Genomic DNA, 25200 nt, shown 5'->3' on the forward strand with positions numbered 1-25200 from the left:
ATGAACAACAGGACTATATCTCTAAAACAAGTGTCACGGTTTTAGACCGCCAACTGTCCCGCACTTACTCCGCCATTCACACATGGAAAAGTCGAGAAGGATGGCGTCAAGAGGCAAGGGGAAGGTGAAGACCGCCTCTATGTTAGTGTCCCCCTTGTTAACGTAAGTCTGGACCACTGTGACCCGCCCCAGCAGGTCCCGTAGCGTGGCATCGACCGCGACCGACTCCAAAATCGGTTCATCAACATAAAGTGCCAGATCATTGTCCCGAAAATTGCGCCCTCTCATTTGTTCCCCTCATCCGTTTTTATGGAACGATAAGCCTCCATGGTCTTACGGAAGAGCTCCCTCACCTCTTCCGGGCCGAGTCCCGCCCGGCCTGGTTGGATGTGCAGTTCGACGCCATCGGCAATATTCAGATGGCTCCAGACCTCCACCGCCCCCTCTCTCCTTGGTCTCGGCGGTGGGGCGCTTTCCTCGCCCTCCCTGAGGAGCTCCGAAATGCGCTCGAGCGACAGTCCGGCCTTCTTCCATTTTCTTATGGTCAAAAGCTGGGACAGGTGGTCCTGGGTGTAGTGGGCTCCCTTGCCGCTGCCTAGGGGCCTGTCAACCAGCTCACGCTGGATATAGAAGCGGACGGTTCTCTTGCTCATGCCGGTAAGGGTGCAGAGCTCATCAAGGGAAAATTCTTTAGGTTCAAGTTTCATGACAGTTATTCTATACATTAAAACTGTCATCGTCAAGGGGGTAATATTTTACAGTAAATTGATAGATGATCAGCAGGTCTTAAATGTTTTTACTTAAAATAATCAATGATAATCAATTAGTTATTATTGTTAAAGTGTGGCCATGGCAATAAAAGTAAGCAAGAGGTAAGCTGGAAAGCAGCAGAACCACCTTCCCGTCGAATATTAGATCAATTACTTTAACATTCAGATGTGCTCCCGCGGTCTCGCCTGGCAGCGGGGTTGGGCCGCGGCCTTGTCCTATGGATCCGTCGGCGTTCTGAGGTACTGCGGCCACTGGACAGGGGACGGACCGTCACTCGTCCGGTCTCTGTTGTCTTGGGCCCCTCTTCTATGAAGTCGACGTGATCTACCTCGTGGGGTTCAACTGCCTGGTTTATTGCCGCCCGGAACTGGGTAAACTCCCTCCGCTGGGATTCCACAGGAGACAGCCAAGACCAATCACCCCATGGGGGTTTAGCAGAGGCCTGAGCCAATACCAGTAACCGCCGGGCCTTCTTGCCAGCAAAACTCAAGGGGCGAGTCACACGGGCAAGCGGTGCGCCCACGATCTCTTTCCACCGGAAGAATAGGACCTGCATAGCCCCAGTGAGCTCGTCATCGCTAGGGCGGTTCTTGGTCTCATAATCCCATGGGCGATAGCTGGGGCCACCTGTGGGGCCGATCGGGTAGGCACTAGGGCTCTCCGACCATTCGTATTCTTCATTCGGGATGCCTACCACCAATCGATAACAACCATTTCTCCTAGCCCATTCGATCATGGACTGCCACCTCAGCATTTTGTCTTGGTCGTTAGTGAAGTAGGCGCCAGCCAGTATCAAAGGCACCGGTGGTGTGGAGGGAGTACAAGTATGGGACTCAGCGTACTCTTTGAGCCGCTGGAAAACGGCATCCCAGGCCACCGCCTTGGGGTACATGCGGATCATTTAATATTACCCCTGTCTTTATTTCCAAGTTCCTTCCAGGCCTTATCAACGTAGCGCATTACCATCTCCCTTAGTTCATCTTTGTTTCTTGCCGTGGGTGGCTCTGCTGAGCCAGGCCCCTTCCCCTCATTTCCCAGATCTTTCCGTGGCGAAGGGTCTCCTAGGCAAACTACGAAAAGCTTATCCAACTGTATGTCGTCAAAGCGTTTGGGACAAGAATTGGTTTTTGCTAATGGAGACATTCCCGGTAGACCTCGGGTTTAATAATCTCTTCGTTTAAGGGCTTCAGTCCCAGGTTTTGGCGCCTCCTGCGCCGCATAGTCTGTTCCTTGACCAGGTTTCTGGCTGTGATGATATCCCTGACCCTGCCGTGATACACGTCAGCGGGTGTCAGGTTGTCCAGGGACTCGTGCACCCGACGGTGGTTGTAATAATCCACGAAGCGGCCTATCTGGTGCTCTAGTTCCCAGGGCAGGTAGTAGTTCTCAAGGTTGATCCGATTTTTCAATGTCCGGTGGTATCGCTCGATCTTGCCCTGAGTCATGGGGTGGTAGGGCTTGCCCCTGGTGTGTCTGATGCCATGCTGGTCCAGGTACTGCTTCAGGTCCCCGGCCAGGTAGCAGGGCCCGTTGTCCGATAGCAGCCGCGGCCGGTGCCGGACCTTGACCCCGGTAATCCCGGTCTTGGTGATGGCCAAGTCCAGAGTGTTCTTCACGTCCTCCGCCGACATGGTGCTGGTCAGAAGCCAGGCGATGATATAGCGGCTGTAGTCATCCAGGATCGTGGACAGGTAGTACCAGCCCCAGCCGATGATCTTGAAATAGGTGAAGTCGGTCTGCCAAAGCTGGTGCACCCGTTTGGTCTTGTGCCTATACTCATCGGCGGCCGTGAGCACGATATAGGCCGGACTGGCCACCAGGTCATAGTCCCTCAAGATGCGATAGACGCTGGACTCGCTGATGAAGGCCCCCTGGCTGTCGGTGATGTGCCAGGCCAGCTCTCGGGGGGTGAGCTCAGGCATCTGCTTGGCCTCTGAAACAATATGCTTCTTCTCGCTCTCAGGGATCTTGTTCCAGAATCTCCTGGCATGGGGAGGCTGGCTGGCCAGGCCATCGTAGCCATAATCCAGATATCGTCGATACCAGCGGTAGAAGGAGCTGCGCGGCACGTCCATCTCGCGCAGCGTCTGCTTCACCGGCAGGGACGACCCCTCCACCAGCCGGATGATCTCCATCTTCTCAGCTTGGCTGAAGCGCATCACTGATCCAGATCTTCGCCCGTGCCAGCCAAGCTTTTTTTAAGCACCACGTTCTTCAGGGACAGATCAGCCACCAGTTCCTTGAGCTGGCTGTTTTCCAGACGCAAGGACCGCACCTCGCCGCTGGTGGCCTGACGCTTGGTGTCGCCCATCAGGCGCCGCTTGCCAGCCTCCAGAAACTCCTTGCTCCAGCTGTAGTAGAGATTGGGGGCTATGCCCTCTCGGCGACAGAGTTCGGCGATGCTCTCCTCGCCCCTAAGACCCTCCAAGACGATCCGGATCTTCTCCTCCGCCGAGTACTTCCTTCGGGTTTTACGCCTGATCTCCCGGACCTTGTCTTCCACTGCTTCACTCTGGCTCATGGCTCACTCCTTTGGGTGCCGATTCTACCCAGGAGTATCCATTAGCTAAAACAACAAATCTGTCTCAGGGGCTCTGACACCAAACAAGGGAGAGATGAAATCAAGGTCAGCATACTATAACAAGATAAGCTAATTGAAAATATTGCAGATCTATGTTCCCTGGAAAGGCCGGTCATGGCAAGCTATGGCCCCTATTGCCCGATTGTCCAGGGTAGGCCTAATATTGAAAGTTCTGTTAAACTGATTATGTTCTAGGAAAAACATATATTAGCATAAGACATCCGACGAATAAGGAAATTACAAAAAATGAGCCTATACAGCAAGATACAAAAAGCGGCCATATTCGCCATGCTCACAATCATTGGCACTGGTTGTTCGGTGTTTGGGGTTCATGACTATGAGTCACCCGGCTACAAAGTCATCCAGCAAGATGGTGACAAGGAGATCAGGTATTACAAGCCCTTTATCGTTGCCAAGACCACAGTAAAAGGCGATTTTAAAGAGGCACAGAGCTCCGCCTTCAGGATACTTGCGGACTATATTTTTGGGAACAATATAAAGAAGCAGAAGATCGCCATGACTGGCCCGCTAGTGCAAAAAAAGGATGCGCAAAATGAAAAGATTGCCATGACCGGCCCTGTGGTGCAAAGCGGTAGTGGGGATGAATGGGTGATGACTTTCATGATGCCTTCCACTTACGCCATGGAGGAGTTGCCCACACCAAAGGATAAACGGGTAAGCTTCGAGAAAATCCCTGCCAGGTATGTGGCGATCATCCGCTATGGCTGGTACGGCAGCTTGGAGCGTAACCAGGATAAGGCCAAAGAACTACTGGATTGGCTTGCCAAAAACAAAGATTTTAAGGTTGTCTCCCCACCTATGTATGCTGGCTATGATCCTCCGTGGACCATTCCATTCTTCCGGCACAACGAGATGATGGTCGAGTTGCAAAAAAATTAAACCTGCCAATGGGCCGCCAAGCAGACGGATTTATCATGAAGCGTTAAACGAACTCTGGCCTACACCGGAGCGGTTTGTTAAAAACGCCAGGACACGCCCAAGCGGACCAGGGGACCGTTTTCCACATCCACCCGGTCTTGGTCGCGGTCATCCCAATCGTTGCCTTCAAACCAGAGGCGGTCAAAAGCATAGGCTCCTGAAAAATCCACCACGAAGCCTTTGGGCAGACGGAACTTGAGCCCCAGTTTGACCTCCTTTTGGTAAAAGAAAAAACGGTCCTTGCTGTCTTGGCGTTCATACAAAAAATAGCGCTGGTGCGTCCAGTCGAAGCCCGTGTAGACTTCCATCCATTTCAATACGCTGTAGCCGGCGTAACTTATAATGGTGCGGGGGTAGATATAGAGTCCTCTTAGGGTGGTTTCCGGGGTGGGCTTCCAATAGGCGCTGGCCAGCGGCAAGCCCAAAAGCAATTGCAGGTTATTGTCCGGTTGATAGGCATAGGCCACACCCGGAATTGGGTAATCTGCCAGAAAATCGCGCGTGTTGGAATAGTTGATCAAAAAGAGCCAGTAATGCTTTTTCTGCTGCACGGTCATCAGTGTGGCGGTGGCGTTTACCGATGTGTCATCGTAGGAGTTGAAGGGCTTGTCACTGGGCGAGCCAAGTGTCAGTTCTCCACCCAATATCCAGCCACGGTCCAGCTTGTATCGGTAGGTTCCGCCAAAGCGTATGTCGTAGAGGTTACCTGGAAAGGCAAGGCCCGAGTCAGGGAGAATGGCCTCAGTACGCACGTCCATGGCGTAAAGGCGACCGTGGAAGCCCACTTCATGTTTCTTGTTCTGCCAAACTGGCGTAGACCAAATGACTCCATGGCTGGAGTAGCCTAAATCCGTTGGTTGCCCTTCAACTTTTTGGTCCGGGGAGTATTCGCCCTCATAGCGTAAGGTGGTTTTCATGTCACCTAAGGTAGGGTCCAGCCATCTGGCCATTGGGCCTTGGGCAAAGGCCGGGGTAGCCAGGAAAAGGCATAATAATAGATTGGTGACGATTCTCGCGGGCCGCATAAGTGGATTCATGCTTATCCTCAGTCAGGAATTGGTACTAAACAACCTTACCAGAAGCGATATTTCGTATCAGGTGTTAATGATTCTTTGGATAATTGACATCAATCTGGCCTACCCGCTAACTCTGGCCTGTCTCATTGATTTAGGATATGTGTAGCTACTTTGTAGCTATATGGTGCAGGTGCGCTGGCGCTTGGCGATTAGCATGATGTCCCGCAACCGGGCGGCGTCTTGGGCCGCGCTCCACTGGTCGGCAAAAACGGGGTTGCCAGCGGTCTGGGCGATGGCCGCCAAGGTACTCAGATAGGCTCCCCGCTTGTCCGGGCTGAAGAGCACCACGAACATGGCCGAGCAAGGAGCCTGGCCGGGGTTCAGGGCCACCGGAGGCGCCAGCCGGGCCATGATCAGCTCCACCTGGCCCGAGCCCGGCAGGGCCGCGTCGCTGATGGCCACGCCGGGCACCAGCTCGGTGGCCTGGGCCATCTGGTGCTTTTTCAGGGCCTGGCCCAGCCATAGGGCATCCAGGCCGAAGCGGCGCGCCCCGGCCAGTGCGACGCGGGCCAACACCTCGTTGCCGTTTTGCGCGCCTGCCACCTCTATCACCTCGGCCCGCTGCACCGCCTGGTCGAACTCGTCCCAGCAAAGCTGGTCCCGCTCACGCACGATGCCCCGCAACTCCTCTTCAAGGCCGCCGTTCACCAGATCGCGGTCGGTGATGCGCCGGACCAGGTGCATCAGGGCGTATTCGCGCTCGTAGCGAATGCGGCCGTAGAACCAATAAAAGGCCAAGCCGCTTAGAATCAATAGCAGGCTAATGATTAGAGCCTCCCATCCCATCTCCAGCAACAAAACCACAAATCCTAGCGCTCCGGCAATTTGCAGCCAGGGGTAACCCGGAGCCTTAAAGCTAGGCCGGTAATTGGTCAGACGCGATTCGCGCAGCACGATTACACAGAGGTTGGCCAAAATGTAGGTAAGGATCAAAACCGAGGATGCCGCTTTGACCAGAATCTCAAGGCTCAAGAACAAGGTCCCGAATACGAATCCACCGGTTACCAAAATGGCAACGTAGGGTGAGCCCAGTTTAGGATGAACCCGGCCTAAAGCCTGGGGAGCCAAGCCGTCGCGCCCCAGTGCCAGCAAGTAGCGCGATGCCGACATGATGCCCGCTCCGGCGGTGCTGGCAAAGGCCGCCGCTGCGGCTAGGCTCATTATTAGGGCTCCCGTACTACCCGCAATGATACGGGCTCCGTCGGAAATAGGGGTGATGGAGTGGTCCAACTCATCAGAACCCAGTACACCGCTGGTTACGAAAACCATCGCTACATAGAAAAGCCCTACTGTTAGGAGTGCCAGTATCATTGCCCTTGGTATTGTGCGGCCAGGATCCTTGATCTCCTCGGCCACCGAGGCCACATTCAACAGACCGCCATAGGAAACGAAGACTATACCTGCTGTGGAAATGACCGCGGCAAATCCGTTGGGCGTAAAGGGTTCAAAACGGTTCCATTTTATAAAACTGGACCCAAAAGCCACGTAGAGGAGCATCAGCAGGAAAAGCACCGCCACTAAAATTACTTGGAGCCTACCCGCTTTTTCAGCCCCCAGGAGATTGATCCCCACGAAAACCAGACAAAGAGCCAGGGCCACCCAAAGAGGATCCAAGCCCAGAAGTGGCTGGGCAAAGGTCCCCATGCCTACTAGGGCAAAGGCGCTTTTTAATGACAGGGAAAACCAGACCAGCAGTCCGCTTACAGCTCCGGCCGCCGGTCCCAGGGTCCGGGTGATAAAGAAATAATCCCCGCCCGCCTTGGGCATGGCGGTGATGATTTCGGCCACACTGAGCATGCCAGTGCAAGCTAGGCAACCGGCGAGAAAATAACTGAAGATCACGGCCGGCCCGGCCAGGGCGTGGGCTAGCCCAGGCAACACGAATAGCCCTGAACTGATCATGGCTCCACTGGCGATACAAAACACCGTTAAGAGCCCAAAACTCCTGTTTTTGCCTTCCATGACTTAACTTTTGCGGTCTTGGTTAAAAAACCCAAGGAGATTACGTCTGCGATCCCTAGCGTGAGAGATCAAATGAATTAACTATCTTTTTGACCTTGGAACTATGCAAGCTTATTATTGAATTCGTTCAATAAGCGATATTACCGGTAGCAAGCCTGGTTCATCAACTTCAACCTGGCAACATCGTATCCCATGGATTTGGCCTTGCTCACAAGCGATTGATAAAGCTCCGTCGGCATATTTGGTGAGCGAGACAGTATCCAAAGATACTTCTTTTGTGGGTGCCCAACCATGGCCCACTGGTAGTCCTGGTCCAAGCCAATGATCCAGTAGTCGCCCTTGAAGGGCCAGAAAAAGCTGACCTTTAGGCGGGAGTTATTACTACCTTCCACGGGCCAGGCTTTGCCTAGAGCCTCATCCACCTCCCCCTGGGGCGAGCCCCGGCGGCAGCGGTTTACCACCTTTACATGGTCTTTTTCCAGGGAGTACTCGGCTGTAGTGCAAAAACATCCCTCCTGGAAAGGAGCGGGTAAAGAAGCTATCTCATACCATTTGCCAACATATCTCTTAAGATCCACTGACGTGACGGTATGGTCGTCAGTTGGCATTGTCTTCTCGCATGCCAGAGCCATGGTAAGCAGCAAGGCAACCATGGCAGTTATGAGGAAAATACGGCTAATTTTGAATTTGCGCTTCATTGCCTTCAACAAAAAAAGGGCCGGTCATGTGACCTGGCCCTAACTAGATCTAAAACTCATAACTAGTCGCCGAGGGGCACACCAGCCTTAGCGTCGTCGACACAGTTGTCCAATTCGTCTTTGCTGGCCTTTTTGGGGTCCTTGAGGTCGCCGATCTTGCAAATGAACTCGTTACCAGCCTTGTCCTTAACCCAAACATAGTTCCAGTCAGTCTTGGTGGCTTCAGTCATTGCTTCCTCCATTTGATTGTTTAGTGAGTTAAAAATAAACTACGTCCATACAACCTCTGGTTTATTTCATATTTTAAAAACAATCATAGATGAAGGCAAGGTATCTCATTCATTTTGCGATCACTCCACTGGCAGACTGTTGCTTCCCACAGTGACTAGACCCAAGTCACCGTCGACACTTAACATATCGCCCGTACTGATAAGGCTGACTGCCTCAGGAACGCCGGTGACGCAAGGGATACCATGTTCGCGGGCAATTATGGCCCCGTGTATAAGCATGCCTCCCCGGCGTTCCACAATCGCCGCGGCCAAAGGGACGACAAAGGTCATGTTGGGGTCAATGGCGTCACAGACCAGGACCTCGCCGTTCTCAAATTCAAACAAATCTTGCGGGTCTTGGACCAACCTGGCCGGACCAGAGGCCCATCCCGCGCTCGCCGGCTGGCCTATCAGTTGCCGGGCCTTAGAGGACAAGACCGTTTTACCTTTCGTTTTTGCCTTGGATTTTTTGGGGGGTACTGGAGCCCGCCCGTTTTCCAGCGCCAGTAAGACATCCTCGGCTTGGAGGTCCCCTGGTATAGAACCCCATTTGGCGCTCAGCCTAGCAACACCCTCTGAAACCGCGCGTGCAAGCTCCCCCTCGAGCCTTCCCAAATAGATGTTGTCGTCGTCCCTTAACCGGTAACTGGCCCTGCCTATCTCTAGAAGTTCCAAGGCATATGGTAACTGGGTAGCCGGAAAACTCTGCATAAATTCCCGTTCCAGTTCCCCCTTGTCGGAGCGCGGCGCCCCTTCTGCCGGTGCTGATGTGTTGGCATACCTAGCCGCAAGCCTAGCCACCGCCTTGCGGTTCAACCGGAACTTGCGCCCGCCCCAAGATGCGCCACCATAAAGGGAGATATATTGATCAATCAAGGAAAGAAAATTTGGAAATCCTGCCATGTCTCCCTCTTGAGACACGGCTTGGGCTAGGGTGGGGTCCGCCGCTATTAATTGGCCTATTTTCCAAAGGCACCGGTTACGGCTGGTGCTCTGCAGCCTCGAACCGGATAGCAGGTGCATAAACTCATATGGGTCTTGGGGTGCCAGACGGTCATTGTAGACTTGGCCAAAAAGCCTCATCCCATGGGCAAAAGGAATGCATTCCCGCCAGTAATCATCGACTCCCTTTTGAACTATTTCTTGGCGTCGTCTTATCTCTGTGACCAATTCTCGGTCCGTAAGACGGCTGAGATTATTAGCGGCCAGTTCACGGGATTGACTTTCCATTCCTGGAAGCAAGTTTTCCTCGATTGTCTTCCGCAGGGCCTTAAGGTTCTCGATGCTTCGCTTTAGGCCCAGATAGCGTCTCCGTTCATCATCCTCCTTCGAAACTGCCAGGGTGGTAATGTTGCGTGATTGCAGAATGTGGAATTCATGGGCTTCAAGGGTCCATTCCATGTCTTGGGGAGAGCCGAAAGCCACTTCCAGGCTGCGGGAAATTCGGAATATTCCCATGACCTGTGCGGAGCTTAGGGGTGGTTGTTGCTGCTGCTTTTCGGGCAGGGCTTCGGCAACTGAACCTTCAGGTCCCGGCGCAAGCGCCATGCGTCGCTGGGCTCCCCGGTGCTCAACAATATGCCCTGTTACCCGGTCCAACTCCCAGTGGTCTGGCTCGATGGAACCGTCCACCAAGCCCTGATTCAAACCGTAGACCGCCTCTACCGAAGCGCGGGACTTGTCCAGGGGGTTCATGCTGAATGCAACGCCGGAGCTTTGCCCGACAATCATCTCTTGCACCACCACGGCCATGGCGCTTGCAAAAGGATCTAATGCCAGTTCCTGCCGGTACAATAGGGCTCGGTCGGACCAAAGCGAGGCCCAGACCAATTTGATGTGCTTGAGTATGCTATGGATGCCGCGGACATTAATAAATGACTCGTGCAGGCCGGCGAAGGAGGCTTGAGCCGAGTCTTCGGCCAGGGCTGAGGAGCGCACCGAGACCGGACGGTCTCCAAAAAGGTGGTGCACTCCATCCTCTATGGCCTGTGACAAGTCGTTAGGTATCTCGGCTTTTCCAAAGACATTGCGCAACCGCAGCGAGACGTCCCATAGTTCCTCCCAGCGCATGTTGTCAAAACTCTTTTTGCCTAGTTCGAGACTGATCTGCTGGTCGAGGCCATTCCGGTTTAAGTAATAGCGGTAGGCTGCGGCTGGAAGGCAAAAGGCCGCAGGCACCTTCAGACCTTGTCGTTTGAGAGTGGCCAACGCCCTGGCCTTGCCTCCCACCTCACAGGTAGGCTCTATTTCGTCAAGGGTCAGGATCCAATTCATGGTACGACCCTGAACTCGAATACACTCTGAAACCGGCTCACCACATAATAGGCATCGACATGCAGACAGAGACGAGCCGTATTGGAGGCATCAAGGAATTCACCCATGTGAGGTCGCTTGGCCAAAAAGACCTGCTTAAATACCGCCTCCTTGTCAGGCCCTATCGCCTCTACTTTGCCCACGGCAGTGGCCGCGGCCGCCAGGCGCAGATCTGTTACTTGGTTGCTGCGGTTGTCCATCAAAATTGCCGCTCTGGGGTTTCTCTGCAGGTTATTGAACTTGCGAGTGGTACGGCTGGTGGAGAAGTAAATGCGTGCAAGGTCCGTTGAAGCCGCAAAAGCCACAAGGCTAGCGTAGGGCTGCTTCTCCCCCACAGTGGACAGAACCGCAAAAAGCTGGCTTGCCGCCATATCCCGCAAATGCTGTTCTAGCTCCTGGGCTTGCTGGCCAGGTGGGTTGAGATTCAAATGCACAAACTTCTCCATAAAAAAATTAAACCTAGGTTAACAGGGCAACGGGACGTTTTCCAAAAGCTTAAGAGCGTTTCAAGGGATAGCGGTTTTACTCCTTCTTCATGCACCCCTCCTAGAGGCAGGCCATATTTATTTTAGGCGTCGGGATATTGGGAAAGGCCCTCTCACTACCTTAATGCAAAATGGCCTTCGGAGAAGGTGGTAATTGAACTATTTTAACCCAGTCTAGGTTATAGTTTTGAGGTTTTGGGCCAAGAGAGTGAGGATGACTATGGCCAGGCAGCGCTACTAAGACGAGCAGATCCTTGGCGAGCTTCGTGAGGTTGAGACCTTTTTTGCCAATGGCCAGACGATGGAGCGGGTTGATAAGCAGACTGGCCGGTTAATCGCCGCTATAATGGATAAATGCAGACCTTTCTCCCCTATGCAGATTTTGATCGTTCCGCCCAGGTACTGGATAACCGTCGCTTGGGTAAACAGCGCTCTGAAGCCCTAACCATCTTGCGCATCGTTGATAATCGCACGGAAAAACGCGGATGGCGCACTCACCCCGCTGTGCTCATGTGGCAAGGCTATGCTGAGGCCTTGAAGTTATATATGAACGCTTGCATCAAAGAATGGGTTGCGCGGGGTTTTGAGAACCGAATTCCTTTGGAAAGGATCAATCATAAAAGATTGGTCTTGCCCTGGTGGTTGGGGCGTGAAGAATTGCACTCGTCCCACAGAGCCAACCTGTTACGCAAGGATCCCAATTTTTATGGCAAATACGGTTGGAACGAGGATCCGCAAATGAAGTATTGGTGGCCCTCAAAACACAGCTAACTTGTTCGATTTTTCTCTGTTTGTAGTCAGAGCCCGTGGGACAGATTTGAGGTTTTAGCTAATGGAGCCTCCGGGGTAAGATCACCCGTCAAAGGAGTGAGCCATGAGCAATGATGAAGGGGCGGATAACAAGGTCCTAGGGCGCGTGACTCTTGCCTTGCTCCGGCGGCACCGCTGCCAAGGCAGCGCTGACGATCTCCTGTGCTTCTTTCTCAATGCGGCGCAGGTGATCCGCCCCCTGGAGGCTCTCCGCATAAATTTTGTAAATATCCTCCGTTCCGGACGGGCGCGCCGCGAACCATCCGCTCGCGGCCACTACTTTAAGCCCACCAATGGGGGCGCCGTTGCCCGGCGCATGGGTTAGAACGGCCTGGATTTTTTCTCCCGCCAAGTCCGCGAGATGAACTTGCTCAGATGAGAGATTGGCCAACAGCTTCTTTTGCTCCGCGGTGGCTGGCGCCTCGATGCGGTCATAGGCCGGCTCCCCCAATTCGCTCGTGAGTTCGTGGTATATTTCGCCGGGATTGCGGCCCATGCGCGCCGTTATCTCCGCAGCCAGCAAAGCCAGGACAATGCCATCCTTGTCCGTCGTCCAGACGCTGCCGTCCAGACGGGCGAAAGAGGCTCCGGCGCTCTCTTCGCCGCCAAAGCCCAGGGAGCCGTCCAGCAGGCCTTCCACAAACCACTTGAAACCGACGGGCACCTCGTAGAGTTTGCGGCCGAGTTTCGCGGTGACGCGATCTATCATCAAGCTGCTGACCACGGTTTTGCCGACTGCCGCCGACTCTCGCCACTGTGGCCGGTTTTGAAAGAGATAGAAGACGGCCACGGCGAGATAATGGTTGGGCGACAGCAATCCCGAACCCGGGGTGACGATTCCGTGCCGGTCATGATCGGTGTCGCAGGCAAAGGAAAGGTCGAAGCTGTCTTTGATCCTCAACAAGCTTTGCATCGCATAGGCCGAGGATGGATCCATGCGTATCTTGCCGTCCCAATCCAAGGTCATGAAGCTGAAAGTGGGATCTACGACCTGGTTGACCACCGTGAGGTTCAGGCCGTATCGCTCGGCTATGGAATCCCAATAGTGGACACCCGCGCCGCCAAGTGGATCAACCCCCAGTTTGATTGCCGCCCCCTTAATGGCCTTCAAATCGAGAACGTTGCAAAGGTCGGTGACATAGGCATTGAGATAATCGTACCGGTGCGTCGTGGAGGCGCTGAGGGCCCTCTGCAATGGAATCCTGTTCACACCCTGAAGGTTATTGGCGAGAAACTCGTTCGCCTTGGCCTGAATCCAAGTCGTGACCTCGGATTCGGCGGGCCCGCCGTTGGGGGGATTGTATTTGAATCCGCCATCGTGCGGCGGGTTGTGGGAAGGCGTGATGACGATGCCGTCGGCCAGCCCTTTCGTGCGCCCTCGGTTATAGGTAAGAATGGCGTGTGAAACCACGGGGGTCGGCGTATATTCATCGCCCTGGGAGATCATGACCTCCACCCCGTTGGCCGCCAACACCTCAAGCGCGCTTGCGTGGGCCGGTTCGGAAAGGGCGTGGGTGTCCATGCCCATAAAAAGCGGGCCGTCGATCCCCTTCATCTGACGGTACAGGCAAATGGCCTGGGTGACGGCGAGGATATGCCGTTCATTGAATGCTATGTCAAAAGAGGAGCCGCGATGCCCCGAGGTCCCGAAGGCAACCCGTTGCTCAGGTACGGAAGGGTCGGGCACCTCGGTATAGTAGGCCGTGATGAGTTTGGGCACGTTGACGAGCATCGACGGCTCGGCTAAGTTTCCGGCTCTAGGGCTTACTTGCATACGACTTTTACTTGGTCATCCAAATCGTTAGTAATCAAGGCGCGGAAATGGACTGGATCCAATCCTGCCGTTGGAGACGTTCCCATTCGGTCAATCACCCTCAATATCCGTCCGTTCCTTCAACTCCTTGCCAACCTTGAAAACGGGCAGTTTCTTGGGCTGCACCTTGATCGACTCACCGGTCTTGGGATTCCGTCCCTTATATCCTTCATAATCCTTCAGTTTGAAGCTGCCGAAGCCTCGTATCTCAACTCTATCTCCCTGGGCGAGAGCCTGCTCGATGGAATTGAAAATGGCGTTCACCGCGCTTTCGGCCGTCTTAAGGGTGAGGCCCTCTTTCTCGGCAAGCATTCTGATCAGGTCGGATTTGTTCATGGGTTGGTTAACCCCTTGGGGAATTGATGTTTTGGAGTGATAGTAGGTGGTTGCGATATTTATGTCAACCAGGGAGATGGAAAGCAAGGATCATGGGCTCTTCCATGTTCATTGGTGTTCTTGTCGGATGCCGTCTCTCAGGTAACTGGGTCAATTTGTAGGATCTTGGGCCCACCAGGAGGTAAAATATAAACGGAGGCTTAATTTCAGCCTTCGGATTGAGAGGTAAGTCATGTTTGAGACAAGAAAGGAGTTTTTACAGGAGTTCAAAAGTCGTGCTGGTCTGAGGTCCGTGGAGGAGGCTGACAGGCTAGCGCAGATCATCATTAGTCTTATCAAAGCTCGCATTGGACCTCGACTCTCTGAAGAGGTCGCTCGCATGGTATCCCAGGACCTGGCGTTGGGTTGGCGGAATATCGCTTTGCCCCAGGAAGCCATGGAAATGCAGGAGATGATGTTTGAGCTAGAGGAAGACAGCAGCAAAACTTCCCCCAGAGAAGAGTACCCTCCTGAATACGGTTAGGACTGCCCACGTGGAAACCCAGGATGAGGGGGTGCGCTTCAAGGTGGAAGTACACCCCCATTAATTTTTTTGGTTTAGCCAGCCCCAATTAGGGGCGCTAGCCTCAAAAACAGTGCCCTTGATTAAAAAGTCAGGACCTTGTCAGCCTCTTTGCTCAACTCATAAAGATCATCCATCCAGGCTATGGGGCAGGTACCCGATCCCACCAGACCGTGGGACTTCATGCAAACCCCTCACACATAGAAATCGCCTCCAAACTGGTTCATCTGACCCATGACATCGAATTCATCGCTGCCGCTGGTTTCAAAGGTAACTCCTTTGCCAAGCATGAACACGCTGACCTCATCACCCTTGTTTACTCCTGTATTGGCCAAGCGCATGGCATTAAAGATGGTTTCTCCGTCATCGGTGCTGATGATGAACAACACCTTCATGGGCTTACTCCCTTCTTGAAAATTACCCACTCAACCGCTGCAATTGTTTTGTATGCCTTAAAAAATGAGCTAGTTACGTGATCTTAGGCGGTTGAATTTTTAATGTCAATCTGGGGAAGGGAAACTGTGAATGGCGGAGTAAGTGCGGGACAGTTGGCGGTCTAAAACCGTGACACTTGTTTTAGAGATATAGTCCTGTTGTTCATGCTGTCAATCATGATCTTGCCTTAGTTGGTTTTGGGCTTTGCCTGGGATCGTCTTTTGGCTTGGCGGAGCCGGTAGCTTTCTCCATTGGCCTCGATGATGTGGCACCTATGGGTCAGTCTGTCCAGCAGTGCACCGGTGAGTCTTTCGGAGCCGAAGACCTCCGTCCATTGCTGGAAAGGGAGATTGGTGGTGATCATGAGGCTTTGTTGTTCATATGCCCTACCCACCACCTCGAATAGCATTTGAGCGCCTATCTTGGAGAAGGGCACATAGCCCAGTTCATCGATGACCAGCAGGTGTAGGCGCTGGAGCTGTTTCTGCAGGCGTTGCAGACGTCTTTCCTCGCGGCATTCCATGAGCTCTGTGACCAGGGCGGTGGCGCTGTAGAATTTCACCTTGCTTCCCTGGGCGCAGGCCGCAAAGGCCATGGCGCTGGCCAGGTGGGTCTTGCCGGTGCCGGAGTTTCCGATCAGGAGCACGTTTTCCTTTTTGGCGATGTACTCGCCCCTCATCAGCTCCCTGACCAACTGCTGATTGATGGAGGGCTGTGCCTTGAAATCAAAGGTGTCCATGGTCTTGATCACCGGAAAGGCGGCTTGCTTGATGCGCCTTTCGGCTGCCCGCTTCTCGCGGTCCAGAAGCTCCCGCTCGGTCAGGCGCAGCAGGTAGGTCATGTAATCGGAGCGGTCTTGGCTGCAGACCTTGGCCATGGCCGCGTATTCCCGGAGAATGGTGGGCAGCTTCAGCTTTTTGAGGTGGTACTCCAAGAGCACGGTGGGTTTGTCCTGGTCCTTCATGACAGCGCCCCTCCCTGCGCGAGGAGGGAGTCATAGACTGTGATATCGGGCCCGGCCACGCTCACTCGGCCCAGGTGCTCACGACCGTCCAGCAGGAAGGTGGCCGCGGGCCCTGATGATGGCGGCTCCAGCAGGTGGACAATGGCCTCCGGGGCATAGGCTCCCGCGTACAATGCCTGCTCCACCGCCCGCTTCAGTCTGGCCATGGAGTGGTCCTCCAGCAAACGTAGGACCTTTATGTATTTACGGGTGCCCTGGCCAGGCATGTCTTCCCCGGCCACCAGCCGCCGCCTCAAGACCTCAAAGCACTCAGACAGATCTAGGTCAGCCAGGGGGCGGGCGTGGTCCAGGGAGCCAGGCTTGCGCTCCAGCAAGGGCAGATAATGCCGGTAGTCGAAAAACACCCCTTCCTTGCCCCAGGATCGGGAGTGGCGGGCCACCACCACGTCATGGTGGCAGAGCACCACCCGATCCACATAGCCCTTGGCCACAATTTCATGGTGGGCACAAGCCACCGGCACCGAGTAGTCATTGTCGTCGAAGCGGACCAGGGACAATGAATTGGCCCGGGTAGGCTGTTTGCGGCAGGCATCGAAGCGGGAGGGAGGCAGGGGGACAAAGGCTGTCTGGTCTTCCTGCAAAACCTCGGCCTTGCTACCGCCCTTGCCACGCAAACGGCGCTTCATGTCGTCGCGGCACTGCCTTAAAAGCATGGCATTGAGCTCGGCCAGGTCCTTCACCTGGGGCACTGGCACCAAAAAATTCTGCCGGGCGTACTTGACCACCCCTTCCACCACGCCCTTCTCGTTTGGACGCCGCACCCGACAAAAATGCTCCCGAAAAAGGTAATGGCTCTGCAGCTTGAGAAAACCATCGGTCAGCTTGCGCTCATGAGGCCCTATGATCTTGGAAACCAGGACCTTGCTATTGTCGTAACTGATCCGGTGGGGCACCCCACCGAAAAACTCGAACGCCCTGGCATGCCCTTCCCAGTAGCTCTCGCTGCACTCCTTGTCGAAGGCCGCCACGAAAAAGGCATCGGAGTACGGCAAGGCCATGATAAAAAGCGCTATCTTGCGAAGCTCCCCGGAAACCTTGGCCAGGGCATAGCCAAAGTCCACCTGCGCCTCGCCGGGACGATGGACCAGGGGCATGTACACCTCCTGGCTCACGCGCTTGATTGCGCGCACCGCCTCCTTTACCTGGGTGTACTTGCCCTGATAACCCGCCTCCTTGATGCGGTGATATATGCGCGTGGCCGTGTGCCTTTGCTTCTTGGGAACCTTTTTGTCCTCTTTTATGATCCGGGCGATCAACTCAAGGTAGGGGCCAAGCTTGGGCTTGGCTCGGGGGGTGCTGAGCCGGTATCCGGGAGGCTCGGGAAAATTCTGAATCTTTTGCAGGGTATCCCAATGGATGCCCTCTCTACGCATTAACTCGCGCTTGCTCGCCTGGCCATCGCGCAACTCAAGTCTGATCCGGGCCCATTGATCCATGTCCGTGTACACCCCTTCCGCTCCTCCAGAGAGTCCTGGCCTGGAAGCCACCATGGCCTCCATCGCACCAAAACACCTGAAGAAAACTGAATCAATGTGTCACGGTTTTCAACCGCCACTAAAATCGTCTCGCTTTTGGACCGCCATTTACACTCCGTCGGGTGGTGGACCGGGTGGCCGGATAGCTGATATTGCTGCTGTGCTGTTGCACCAAGTAGCCGGGAAGCTCTTTTGCGCTTTGGTACCGTGCGAAGCCGACGGCGGTGTCCAGGTAATGCGAGCCGGCCCTCAGTCTCTAGCTCTTCTTAGGGCGGCGGTAGATGTAGTAACCATGGGTAAGGATTTCCTCAGCCAGTTTGTCTTGATCCAAGCCCAACTGGTGCACCACCTCAGCCGACCCGACCTGAGAAGCTACCAAGTCGGTTTCCCGGATGAGAATCAGAGCGTGGTGAGGCAGGGCTTGTTGCGGGTTGCTACCTGAGGGCAAAATGAGAAAAAGATTAGGATCCTGTTGACAAACATGAACGTCATATAGCTCGTTATCGCCCCCAGTGCCGTTTTCCAAGGTAAATCCCTTCTAGTCGCCACACTCCGGTCGGCTGCCGAAGTTGCGGGGATCAAAATTTACATGGGCACTTTTCAAACTTAAATCTGCAGCACTCTTTGGTCAAGCTAGGTTCATCGAAAAATTGTGGCGGCCTTTTGTGATTTGGAAAGCCTGCCTAAAATTTGATTGGTGGCGCCCTGGTCAAGAAAGTGGTCGATTATCTTCATAGTATTTTTGCCAAAAAGATTTGGGCGCCCCCAGGAACTGGCGAGGCAAGCTTTAATGCTTTAGGCTGTTAATAGCACGTCATATTTGATTCATCACCTCAGCCGTAGGCACTAAATCGCATTTTCTCATGGGCAACGCCATTTCGAATCAAGATTCCTCTCCGGCGGCATCACGGGAGCGTACGCAGGCTTCCCGCCAATCTAAAAGCGGTACTATCTTGCAACCGGGCCGCACCGTCTGGCGGGTGAGCCACGCCGAGCGCCTAGCCATGCTGGTGGACGGCAAAGAGTTTTTCGACGCCTTTGTGCAGGCGGCGCGGCAGGCGCAACAAAGCCTGTACATCCTCAGTTGGGACATAGACAGCAAGCTGCACCTCAACCGCGACCGGAATGAGCCGCCTTTATATTTGGGAGAATTCCTCAGCCAACTTGGCAGGGAGCGGCCCCAGCTACAAATAAACATCCTGACCTGGGACTTTGCCATGATCTACGCCATGGAGCGGGAGTTCCTGCCCATGTTTCAATTTGGCTGGCGCACCGACGACTCAGTCCATTTTGCCATGGACGGCAAGCATCCCCTGGGGGCCTCTCACCACCAGAAAGTTGTGGTGATCGACGATAAGCTGGCCCTACTGGGCGGCTTTGATTTGGCCCGCAACCGCTGGGATACACCCAAACACGCACCAGACGATCCCAGGCGGATCAACTCCAAGCGGCAATCCTATGGCCCCTTTCACGATGTACAGGCTATGGTGCAAGGTCCTGGCGCATCTTGTTTGGGAGAGCTTTTCCGCTGGCGCTGGCAAAGGTCCCAGGGAGAGGAACTGGCACCGCCCGAGGTCAGCGATTCGGACCCTTGGCCCAAGTGGATCGAACCCAACTTTAAAAATATTCAAGTGGGTCTTGCCCGCACCCTGCCCGCTTACAACGGCGAGCCAGAGGTACGGGAAATAGAAGAGTTCCATCTGGAGGCCATCGCCTCGGCCCGTAAAAGCATCTTTCTGGAAAACCAATATCTGACCTCATGGAAGATAGGCGAGGCACTGAGCAAGCGCTTGCGGGAGCCTCAAGGGCCGGAGGTGGTGATGTTATTGCCCAAACGGGCAGTAGGTTGGCTGGAAGAAAGTACCATGCACGCCCTGCGCCTGCGTTTGTTAGGCCGCTTGCGCGAAGCGGACGAGCATGGCCGCCTAAGGGTCTATTATCCTTACCTGCCCGGTTTGGGCAATGCTTTCGTCAACGTTCACTCCAAGGTGCTGATCGTGGACGATCAGCTTTTAAAAGTGGGGTCGGCCAACGCCTCCAACCGCTCAATGGGTCTGGACACCGAGTGCGATCTGGTGGTGGAGACGGACGGCGACCCTGAGGTGGCACAAGGTATTGCCGCCTTCCGTAATCGTCTCCTAGGGGAGCACCTAGATGTGTCTTCTTCGCAGGTGAGCGAGAATATCCGGGAGAAAGGATCGCTATGTGCGGCGGTGGAATCTCTACGGGGCCATGGGCGCAGTCTGCGGGAGTTGGATGAACAGCCCCCCAAATGGTTGGATACCGATCTTTTGGATAAGGACCTGTTGGACCCGGAAAAACCCATCAAGGCTGAAAGCCTGCTCCAGAAGTTTCTACCCGCCGAGACCCAACTGGCCCATAAGGGCAAATTGATTGCTTTGATTTTGTTGTTGCTGCTCCTGGGCGGCTTGGCCGCGGCCTGGCGCTGGGGCCCCTTGGCGGGAATGTTTGATGCCTCGGCCTTGGCCGACTGGGCCGCTCAATTCAGCAGCTGGCCCTCCGTGGCGCTTCTAGTGGTGGCGGCATATGTGGTAGGAGGGGCGGTCATGCTGCCCGTGGTACTTCTAATGATCGCCACCGGCCTAGTGTTTGGCCCATGGCTTGGGCCCCTATATGCTTGGGGTGGTTGCCTGATAAGTGCGGTTATTTATTATTGGGTGGGCCGTCTGCTAGGCAGAAACGCGGTGCAAAACCTGGCCGGAGACGGTTTGAATAAAATCAGCCGCAGTTTGGCTGAGCATGGAATTATCAACGTAGCCATCATCCGGCTCCTGCCGGTGGCGCCCTATACAATCGTTAACTTGGTAGCCGGCGCCTCACACGTCAAGTTCAAGGATTTCTTTTTGGGCAGCGCGCTGGGCCTTGTGCCCGGAGCAGCCCTATTCACTATTTTTGCCGACCAGTTGAGAAGCGCCATTTTGGATCCCAGCCCCTGGCAGATTGCGGCCTCTGTGGCCGCGGCGACCGGCCTTTTTCTCTTGTTTGCTTGGTCTAAGCGCCGACTGCTCGACCAGGAAGCAGGACAGGATTGATCCGGTGTTGAGGGTGGCCACCTACAACGTGCATCGCTGGGTGGGTCGTGATGGCCATCAAGATATAAATAGAGCCTTGCGCATCATCAACGGCCTAAAAGCTGATTTAATCGCTCTGCAGGAAGTCTGCGTGCCGGACAAAGGGCCCTCCCTTGCCGTGGCGCGAAGACTGGCCCTTCGCATGGGCTTACAGACCATCGCCGGCCCCACATTTTTTGAGGAGCAAGGCGAGTACGGCAACCTAGTGCTTACCCGGCTGCCGGTGGAAGAGATTCGACGCTGGGATATTTCAGTTCCGGGCCGGGAGCCCCGAGGGGCGGTGATGGTGATCCTAAAAACCGTGTATGTCGTCAAAGCGTTTGGGACAAGAATTGGTTTTTGCTAATGGAGACATTCCCGGTAGACCTCGGGTTTAATAATCTCTTCGTTTAAGGGCTTCAGCCCCAGGTTTTGGCGCCTCCTGCGCCGCATAGTCTGTTCCTTGACCAGGTTTCTGGCTGTGATGATATCCCTGACCCTGCCGTGATACACGTCAGCGGGTGTCAGGTTGTCCAGGGACTCGTGCACCCGACGGTGGTTGTAATAATCCACGAAGCGGCCTATCTGGTGCTCTAGTTCCCAGGGCAGGTAGTAGTTCTCAAGGTTGATCCGATTTTTCAATGTCCGGTGGTATCGCTCGATCTTGCCCTGAGTCATGGGGTGGTAGGGCTTGCCCCTGGTGTGTCTGATGCCATGCTGGTCCAGGTACTGCTTCAGGTCCCCGGCCAGGTAGCAGGGCCCGTTGTCCGATAGCAGCCGCGGCCGGTGCCGGACCTTGACCCCGGTAATCCCGGTCTTGGTGATGGCCAAGTCCAGAGTGTTCTTCACGTCCTCCGCCGACATGGTGCTGGTCAGAAGCCAGGCGATGATATAGCGGCTGTAGTCATCCAGGATCGTGGACAGGTAGTACCAGCCCCAGCCGATGATCTTGAAATAGGTGAAGTCGGTCTGCCAAAGCTGGTGCACCCGTTTGGTCTTGTGCCTATACTCATCGGCGGCCGTGAGCACGATATAGGCCGGACTGGCCACCAGGTCATAGTCCCTCAAGATGCGATAGACGCTGGACTCGCTGATGAAGGCCCCCTGGCTGTCGGTGATGTGCCAGGCCAGCTCTCGGGGGGTGAGCTCAGGCATCTGCTTGGCCTCTGAAACAATATGCTTCTTCTCGCTCTCAGGGATCTTGTTCCAGAATCTCCTGGCATGGGGAGGCTGGCTGGCCAGGCCATCGTAGCCATAATCCAGATATCGTCGATACCAGCGGTAGAAGGAGCTGCGCGGCACGTCCATCTCGCGCAGCGTCTGCTTCACCGGCAGGGACGACCCCTCCACCAGCCGGATGATCTCCATCTTCTCAGCTTGGCTGAAGCGCATCACTGATCCAGATCTTCGCCCGTGCCAGCCAAGCTTTTTTTAAGCACCACGTTCTTCAGGGACAGATCAGCCACCAGTTCCTTGAGCTGGCTGTTTTCCAGACGCAAGGACCGCACCTCGCCGCTGGTGGCCTGACGCTTGGTGTCGCCCATCAGGCGCCGCTTGCCAGCCTCCAGAAACTCCTTGCTCCAGCTGTAGTAGAGATTGGGGGCTATGCCCTCTCGGCGACAGAGTTCGGCGATGCTCTCCTCGCCCCTAAGACCCTCCAAGACGATCCGGATCTTCTCCTCCGCCGAGTACTTCCTTCGGGTTTTACGCCTGATCTCCCGGACCTTGTCTTCCACTGCTTCACTCTGGCTCATGGCTCACTTGTAACCCTCCCTTAAAATAGGGCCAGTTTGAGGTAGAGACTTCTGGCAGACTGAGGTCTGCAAGGAGGACTCTTCACGATGCGCAGGACCAGATTCAGCGAAACTCAGATCGTCAAAATTCTGAAAGAGGTGGAAGGGGGCAGGACCGCCAAGGAGGTCTGCCGGGAATACGGTGTCAGCAGCGCCACCTACTACAAATGGAAGTCCAAGTACGGGGGCATGGAGGCCTCGGACATCGTCCGGCTCAAGGAGCTTGAAGAAGAAAACAGGCGTCTAAAGCAGATGTACGCCGACTTGAGCCTTGAGAATCGGGCTCTGAAGGACGTCATCGAAAGAAAAATATAAGGCCAGCGGGTCGGCGCGATCTGGCTAAGTTCATGTGCAAAGAGCACGGTCTGAGCATTCGCCGGGCCTGCCGCGCCCTGAGGCTGAGCCGGTCGGTTTATGCCTACCGACCCAAGCCCCGCGACGATGGTCCGATCATCGAGGCGCTGACTTCGCTGGCAGACAAATATCCCAGATACGGCTTTGCCAAACTGTTTCAAGTAATTCGGCGGGATGGACATGGCTGGAATCACAAGCGGGTGTACCGAGTGTACTGCGCCCTGAAGCTAAACCTTCGCAGGAAGGGTAAGAAGCGCCTGCCTACTCGTGATCCCCAGCCGCTTGCAGTGCCGGATCTGGCCAATATCTGCTGGTCGGTGGACTTCATGAGCGATGCCCTGTATGGCGGCCAGCGATTCAGGACCTTTAATGTGGTGGATGATTTCAATCGAGAGGCCCTGGCCATAGAGGTGGACGTCAATCTCCCCGCCCAAAGGATAATCCGAGTGCTGGAGCGTATCGCTGCCTGGCGGGGCTACCCGTCCAGGCTGAGGCTGGACAACGGCCCGGAGCTGGTCAGTGTAGCTATGGCCCAATGGGCCGAGGAGCATAGTATCGATTTGGGTTTCACTCAGCCCGGCAAGCCCACCCAGAATTCATACATTGAACGCTTCAACCGGACCTATCGGGAAGAGGTGCTGGACCTTTACATATTTTCCCGTCTAAGCGAGGTGCGGGAAATCACGGATCGCTGGCTCAAGGAGTACAACGAGGAACGCCCTCATGAGTCCCTCGGCAACCTGACACCAGCCGAATACCTCGCTATAAATTCACCTGAAGTTTCTACTGTTGACTGGCACTAATCGGGGGAGGTTTACACTAGGTCTCGAAAAGTTTACGTACCGCCGGCTTGGTCACCTTGCCCATGGCGTTGCGCGGCAGTTCCTGGACCGGCAGCATAACACTGGGTAATTTGTAGGGGGCCAATCTTTTTTTGCCCCAGTCGCGCAGTTCCTCCAAGGTAACCGTCCCCTGGGGAACGAGCACCAGCGCTGCTGCCACGCGCTCCCCCCACTCAAGGTCATCCACACCTACCACGGCGCATTCCGCGATCGCGGGATGTTCAAGTAAGACATCCTCAATTTCCAGGGCGGAAACCTTGTAGCCTCCGGTTTTGATAATGTCGGTGCTTTTGCGGCCCAATATTCGCCAAGACCCCCGCTCCACAACCGCCATGTCGCCGGTTATAAACCATCCGTCGCGGAAGGACTTTTCAGTTTCCTCGGGCCTTTGCCAATATTCATTGAACACCGCCGGCCCCTTAACCAAAATTTCACCGGGCTGGCCTTCGGGCACCTGGGCGTTGGACTCGTCAACCAGGTAGACTTGTACGCCGGGCAAGGGCGTGCCGACGAACCCGGCCCGCCTCTCCCCTACCAGGGGGTTTGATAAAGCCATGCCTATTTCAGTCATGCCATAACGTTCCAACAAGGCCTGGCCGCTGATGTCCCGCCATTTTTCCCAAACGCTTACGGGCAAAGCGGCCGACCCTGACACCATCAAACGCATTTTTCGGCAAGCTTGGGACATGTCGCCTTGCCGTTCGGGCGGGGCCGCCTGCCATGCCCCGATCAGCTTCACGTATATGGTGGGCACGGCCATGAAAATGGTTAGCGGGCTTTCTACGAACTTTCGCCAGACCTCTTCCGCGTCGAAACGCGGCAGAAACTCGCAGCAGGCACCCGCGTAAAGGGCGCAACTAAGAGCATTGACGATGCCGTGTACATGATGCAGAGGCAGCACGTGTAAAATGCGGTCGTCTTTTGACCAGCCCCATGCTTCGACCAAGGCGTTGATCTGGGCCTCCAAATTTGCATGCGTGCTCACGACGCCTTTGGGCTTGCCGGTGGTGCCGCTGGTGTAGAGGATCATGGCCCGGCGGGCGAGGTCCACCATCGGCAAAACACCTTTTTCGCTTTCAAGGAGTTGGTCCTTGGTGGACAAAGACAGTTGGGTGGCGCCGGCTAAGGATTGCATCCGATCGTGAAAGTCGGTGTGGGTAACCAGGTGGGCGGCCTGGCTGTCGCGGACGACGTATTCCATCTCCTGCTGGGGATGTAGTTCCGAGAGCGGCACGGCAATCCCCCCCGCCCGCCAAATCCCCCATTGCAATGCCGTCCAGGAGAAACCCCGCGCCGCCAGAAAACACACCCGCTCTTGGTCCAGATCGGCACGGCCCTGAAGCAACCCGGAGGCTATGCGGCCCGAGGCGTCCAACAGGTCAGCGTAGGTGTAGTCACCTTGAGAAGTACTGATGGCGGTTCGTGCCCCGAACGTTTCGGCCCGCTCAAATATACAGGGTGTGCTGAGATTCATATAGCGCTTCTCCGTGCCTAATTGAGAAAAGGTTGATGCCGGTAAATTTTTTTGGACGTTCCATGGGTGATCTTATCCAGGAATCCTCATTAGTTAAAACAATAAATCTGTCTCAAG

The 25200-nt window shown here is 55.0% G+C and carries 21 protein-coding genes and 2 pseudogenes; 6 read left to right on the top strand and 17 right to left on the bottom strand.

All coding sequences use genetic code 11. The annotated features are described in order from the left end of the window. Positions 1-33: 33 nt before the first annotated feature. The 3 genes and pseudogenes from AACH32_RS20825 to AACH32_RS01090 all read right to left on the bottom strand — a co-directional run bounded on the left by AACH32_RS20825 (position 34) and on the right by AACH32_RS01090 (position 3292). Positions 34-288: a VIT domain-containing protein gene (locus AACH32_RS20825; RefSeq protein ID WP_350341530.1), complete on the bottom strand. Its 255-nt coding sequence runs from the start codon at positions 286-288 to the stop codon at positions 34-36. Then, positions 285-707 carry a helix-turn-helix domain-containing protein gene (locus AACH32_RS01085; RefSeq protein ID WP_338604512.1) on the bottom strand — a complete coding sequence of 141 codons (423 nt, stop codon included), beginning with the start codon at positions 705-707 and terminating at the stop codon, positions 285-287. The genes AACH32_RS20825 and AACH32_RS01085 overlap by 4 nt, the downstream gene beginning before the upstream one ends. 1194 nt (positions 708-1901) lie before the next feature. Then, a pseudogene (locus AACH32_RS01090) lies at positions 1902-3292 on the bottom strand (IS3 family transposase). A 306-nt stretch (positions 3293-3598) separates the two neighbouring features. Between AACH32_RS01090 and AACH32_RS01095 the strand changes: the two are divergent. Then, positions 3599-4252: an SOUL family heme-binding protein gene (locus AACH32_RS01095; RefSeq protein ID WP_338604515.1), complete on the top strand. Its 654-nt coding sequence runs from the start codon at positions 3599-3601 to the stop codon at positions 4250-4252. Between the two features lie 77 nt (positions 4253-4329). Here AACH32_RS01095 and AACH32_RS01100 read toward each other — a convergent pair whose 3' ends face one another. From AACH32_RS01100 to AACH32_RS01125, 6 genes are all read right to left on the bottom strand, one after another. After that, positions 4330-5328, bottom strand: a complete 999-nt coding sequence (locus AACH32_RS01100; protein WP_338604518.1) for a hypothetical protein — start codon at positions 5326-5328, stop codon at positions 4330-4332. Between the two features lie 156 nt (positions 5329-5484). Beyond that, positions 5485-7329 (bottom strand): amino acid permease, encoded by a 1845-nt coding sequence (locus AACH32_RS01105; protein WP_338604521.1) that lies wholly within the window; start codon positions 7327-7329, stop codon positions 5485-5487. A gap of 140 nt (positions 7330-7469) precedes the next feature. Beyond that, positions 7470-8027, bottom strand: coding sequence for a lipocalin family protein (locus AACH32_RS01110; RefSeq protein WP_338604524.1), 558 nt, complete (start codon positions 8025-8027; stop codon positions 7470-7472). 62 nt (positions 8028-8089) lie between these two features. Then, a complete protein-coding gene (locus AACH32_RS01115; protein WP_338604527.1) occupies positions 8090-8257 on the bottom strand; it encodes a hypothetical protein in 168 nt (55 codons plus the stop codon). 120 nt (positions 8258-8377) lie between these two features. After that, positions 8378-10570 carry a PEP/pyruvate-binding domain-containing protein gene (locus AACH32_RS01120; protein ID WP_338604530.1) on the bottom strand — a complete coding sequence of 731 codons (2193 nt, stop codon included), beginning with the start codon at positions 10568-10570 and terminating at the stop codon, positions 8378-8380. Next, entirely contained in the window at positions 10567-11055 is a 489-nt protein-coding gene (locus AACH32_RS01125; RefSeq protein ID WP_338604533.1) for a pyridoxamine 5'-phosphate oxidase family protein, read from the bottom strand. Before AACH32_RS01125 ends, AACH32_RS01120 begins: the two co-directional genes overlap by 4 nt. 393 nt (positions 11056-11448) lie before the next feature. Here AACH32_RS01125 and AACH32_RS01130 point away from each other — a divergent pair, with 393 nt between their 5' ends. Then, positions 11449-11865 carry an MSMEG_6728 family protein gene (locus tag AACH32_RS01130; RefSeq protein WP_338604535.1) on the top strand — a complete coding sequence of 139 codons (417 nt, stop codon included), beginning with the start codon at positions 11449-11451 and terminating at the stop codon, positions 11863-11865. A gap of 136 nt (positions 11866-12001) precedes the next feature. On the opposite strand, the gene pgm is transcribed toward AACH32_RS01130, so the two are convergent. After that, positions 12002-13678 carry a phosphoglucomutase (alpha-D-glucose-1,6-bisphosphate-dependent) gene (gene pgm, locus AACH32_RS01135; protein WP_338604538.1) on the bottom strand — a complete coding sequence of 559 codons (1677 nt, stop codon included), beginning with the start codon at positions 13676-13678 and terminating at the stop codon, positions 12002-12004. A gap of 90 nt (positions 13679-13768) precedes the next feature. Further along, positions 13769-14053, bottom strand: coding sequence for an HU family DNA-binding protein (locus AACH32_RS01140; protein WP_338604541.1), 285 nt, complete (start codon positions 14051-14053; stop codon positions 13769-13771). Positions 14054-14285: 232 nt separating this feature from the next. On the opposite strand from AACH32_RS01140, the gene AACH32_RS01145 reads away from it, so the two are divergent. Next, positions 14286-14576 carry a hypothetical protein gene (locus AACH32_RS01145; protein ID WP_338604543.1) on the top strand — a complete coding sequence of 97 codons (291 nt, stop codon included), beginning with the start codon at positions 14286-14288 and terminating at the stop codon, positions 14574-14576. Between the two features lie 122 nt (positions 14577-14698). Here AACH32_RS01145 and AACH32_RS01150 read toward each other — a convergent pair whose 3' ends face one another. The 4 genes from AACH32_RS01150 to AACH32_RS01165 all read right to left on the bottom strand — a co-directional run bounded on the left by AACH32_RS01150 (position 14699) and on the right by AACH32_RS01165 (position 18075). After that, positions 14699-15010 carry a DsrE family protein gene (locus AACH32_RS01150; protein ID WP_338604546.1) on the bottom strand — a complete coding sequence of 104 codons (312 nt, stop codon included), beginning with the start codon at positions 15008-15010 and terminating at the stop codon, positions 14699-14701. A gap of 227 nt (positions 15011-15237) precedes the next feature. After that, complete coding sequence (istB, locus tag AACH32_RS01155) at positions 15238-16014, bottom strand: IS21-like element helper ATPase IstB (protein ID WP_338598784.1); 777 nt, start codon at positions 16012-16014, stop codon at positions 15238-15240. Continuing rightward, positions 16011-17510, bottom strand: coding sequence for an IS21 family transposase (gene istA, locus AACH32_RS01160; RefSeq protein ID WP_338599205.1), 1500 nt, complete (start codon positions 17508-17510; stop codon positions 16011-16013). The genes istB and istA overlap by 4 nt, the downstream gene beginning before the upstream one ends. Before the next feature lie 295 nt (positions 17511-17805). Further along, positions 17806-18075 carry a hypothetical protein gene (locus AACH32_RS01165; protein WP_338604549.1) on the bottom strand — a complete coding sequence of 90 codons (270 nt, stop codon included), beginning with the start codon at positions 18073-18075 and terminating at the stop codon, positions 17806-17808. Between the two features lie 478 nt (positions 18076-18553). On the opposite strand from AACH32_RS01165, the gene AACH32_RS01170 reads away from it, so the two are divergent. Continuing rightward, positions 18554-20602, top strand: a complete 2049-nt coding sequence (locus AACH32_RS01170) for a VTT domain-containing protein (RefSeq protein ID WP_338604553.1) — start codon at positions 18554-18556, stop codon at positions 20600-20602. 13 nt (positions 20603-20615) lie between these two features. Beyond that, complete coding sequence (locus tag AACH32_RS01175; RefSeq protein WP_338604555.1) at positions 20616-20987, top strand: endonuclease/exonuclease/phosphatase family protein; 372 nt, start codon at positions 20616-20618, stop codon at positions 20985-20987. Here the strand turns inward: AACH32_RS01175 and AACH32_RS01180 are convergent. Continuing rightward, positions 20984-22374: pseudogene (locus AACH32_RS01180) on the bottom strand (IS3 family transposase). The gene AACH32_RS01175 and the pseudogene AACH32_RS01180 sit on opposite strands and share 4 nt — an antisense overlap. A gap of 87 nt (positions 22375-22461) precedes the next feature. On the opposite strand from AACH32_RS01180, the gene AACH32_RS01185 reads away from it, so the two are divergent. Then, positions 22462-23570 (top strand): IS3 family transposase gene (locus tag AACH32_RS01185; protein WP_338598789.1). Its coding sequence is split into 2 segments (ribosomal slippage): positions 22462-22714 and positions 22714-23570, totalling 1110 coding nucleotides; the frame shifts between segments, so codons are not numbered across the junction. Between the two features lie 16 nt (positions 23571-23586). On the opposite strand, the gene AACH32_RS01190 is transcribed toward AACH32_RS01185, so the two are convergent. Then, the gene (locus tag AACH32_RS01190; protein WP_338604559.1) at positions 23587-25083 is read right to left on the bottom strand and encodes an acyl-CoA synthetase; all 1497 of its coding nucleotides are present in this window, start codon (positions 25081-25083) and stop codon (positions 23587-23589) included. Between the last annotated feature and the right edge of the window lie 117 nt (positions 25084-25200).

The sequence above is a fragment of the Desulfoferula mesophila genome, assembly GCF_037076455.1.
Taxonomy (GTDB): Bacteria; Desulfobacterota; Desulfarculia; order Desulfarculales; family Desulfarculaceae; genus Desulfoferula; species Desulfoferula mesophila.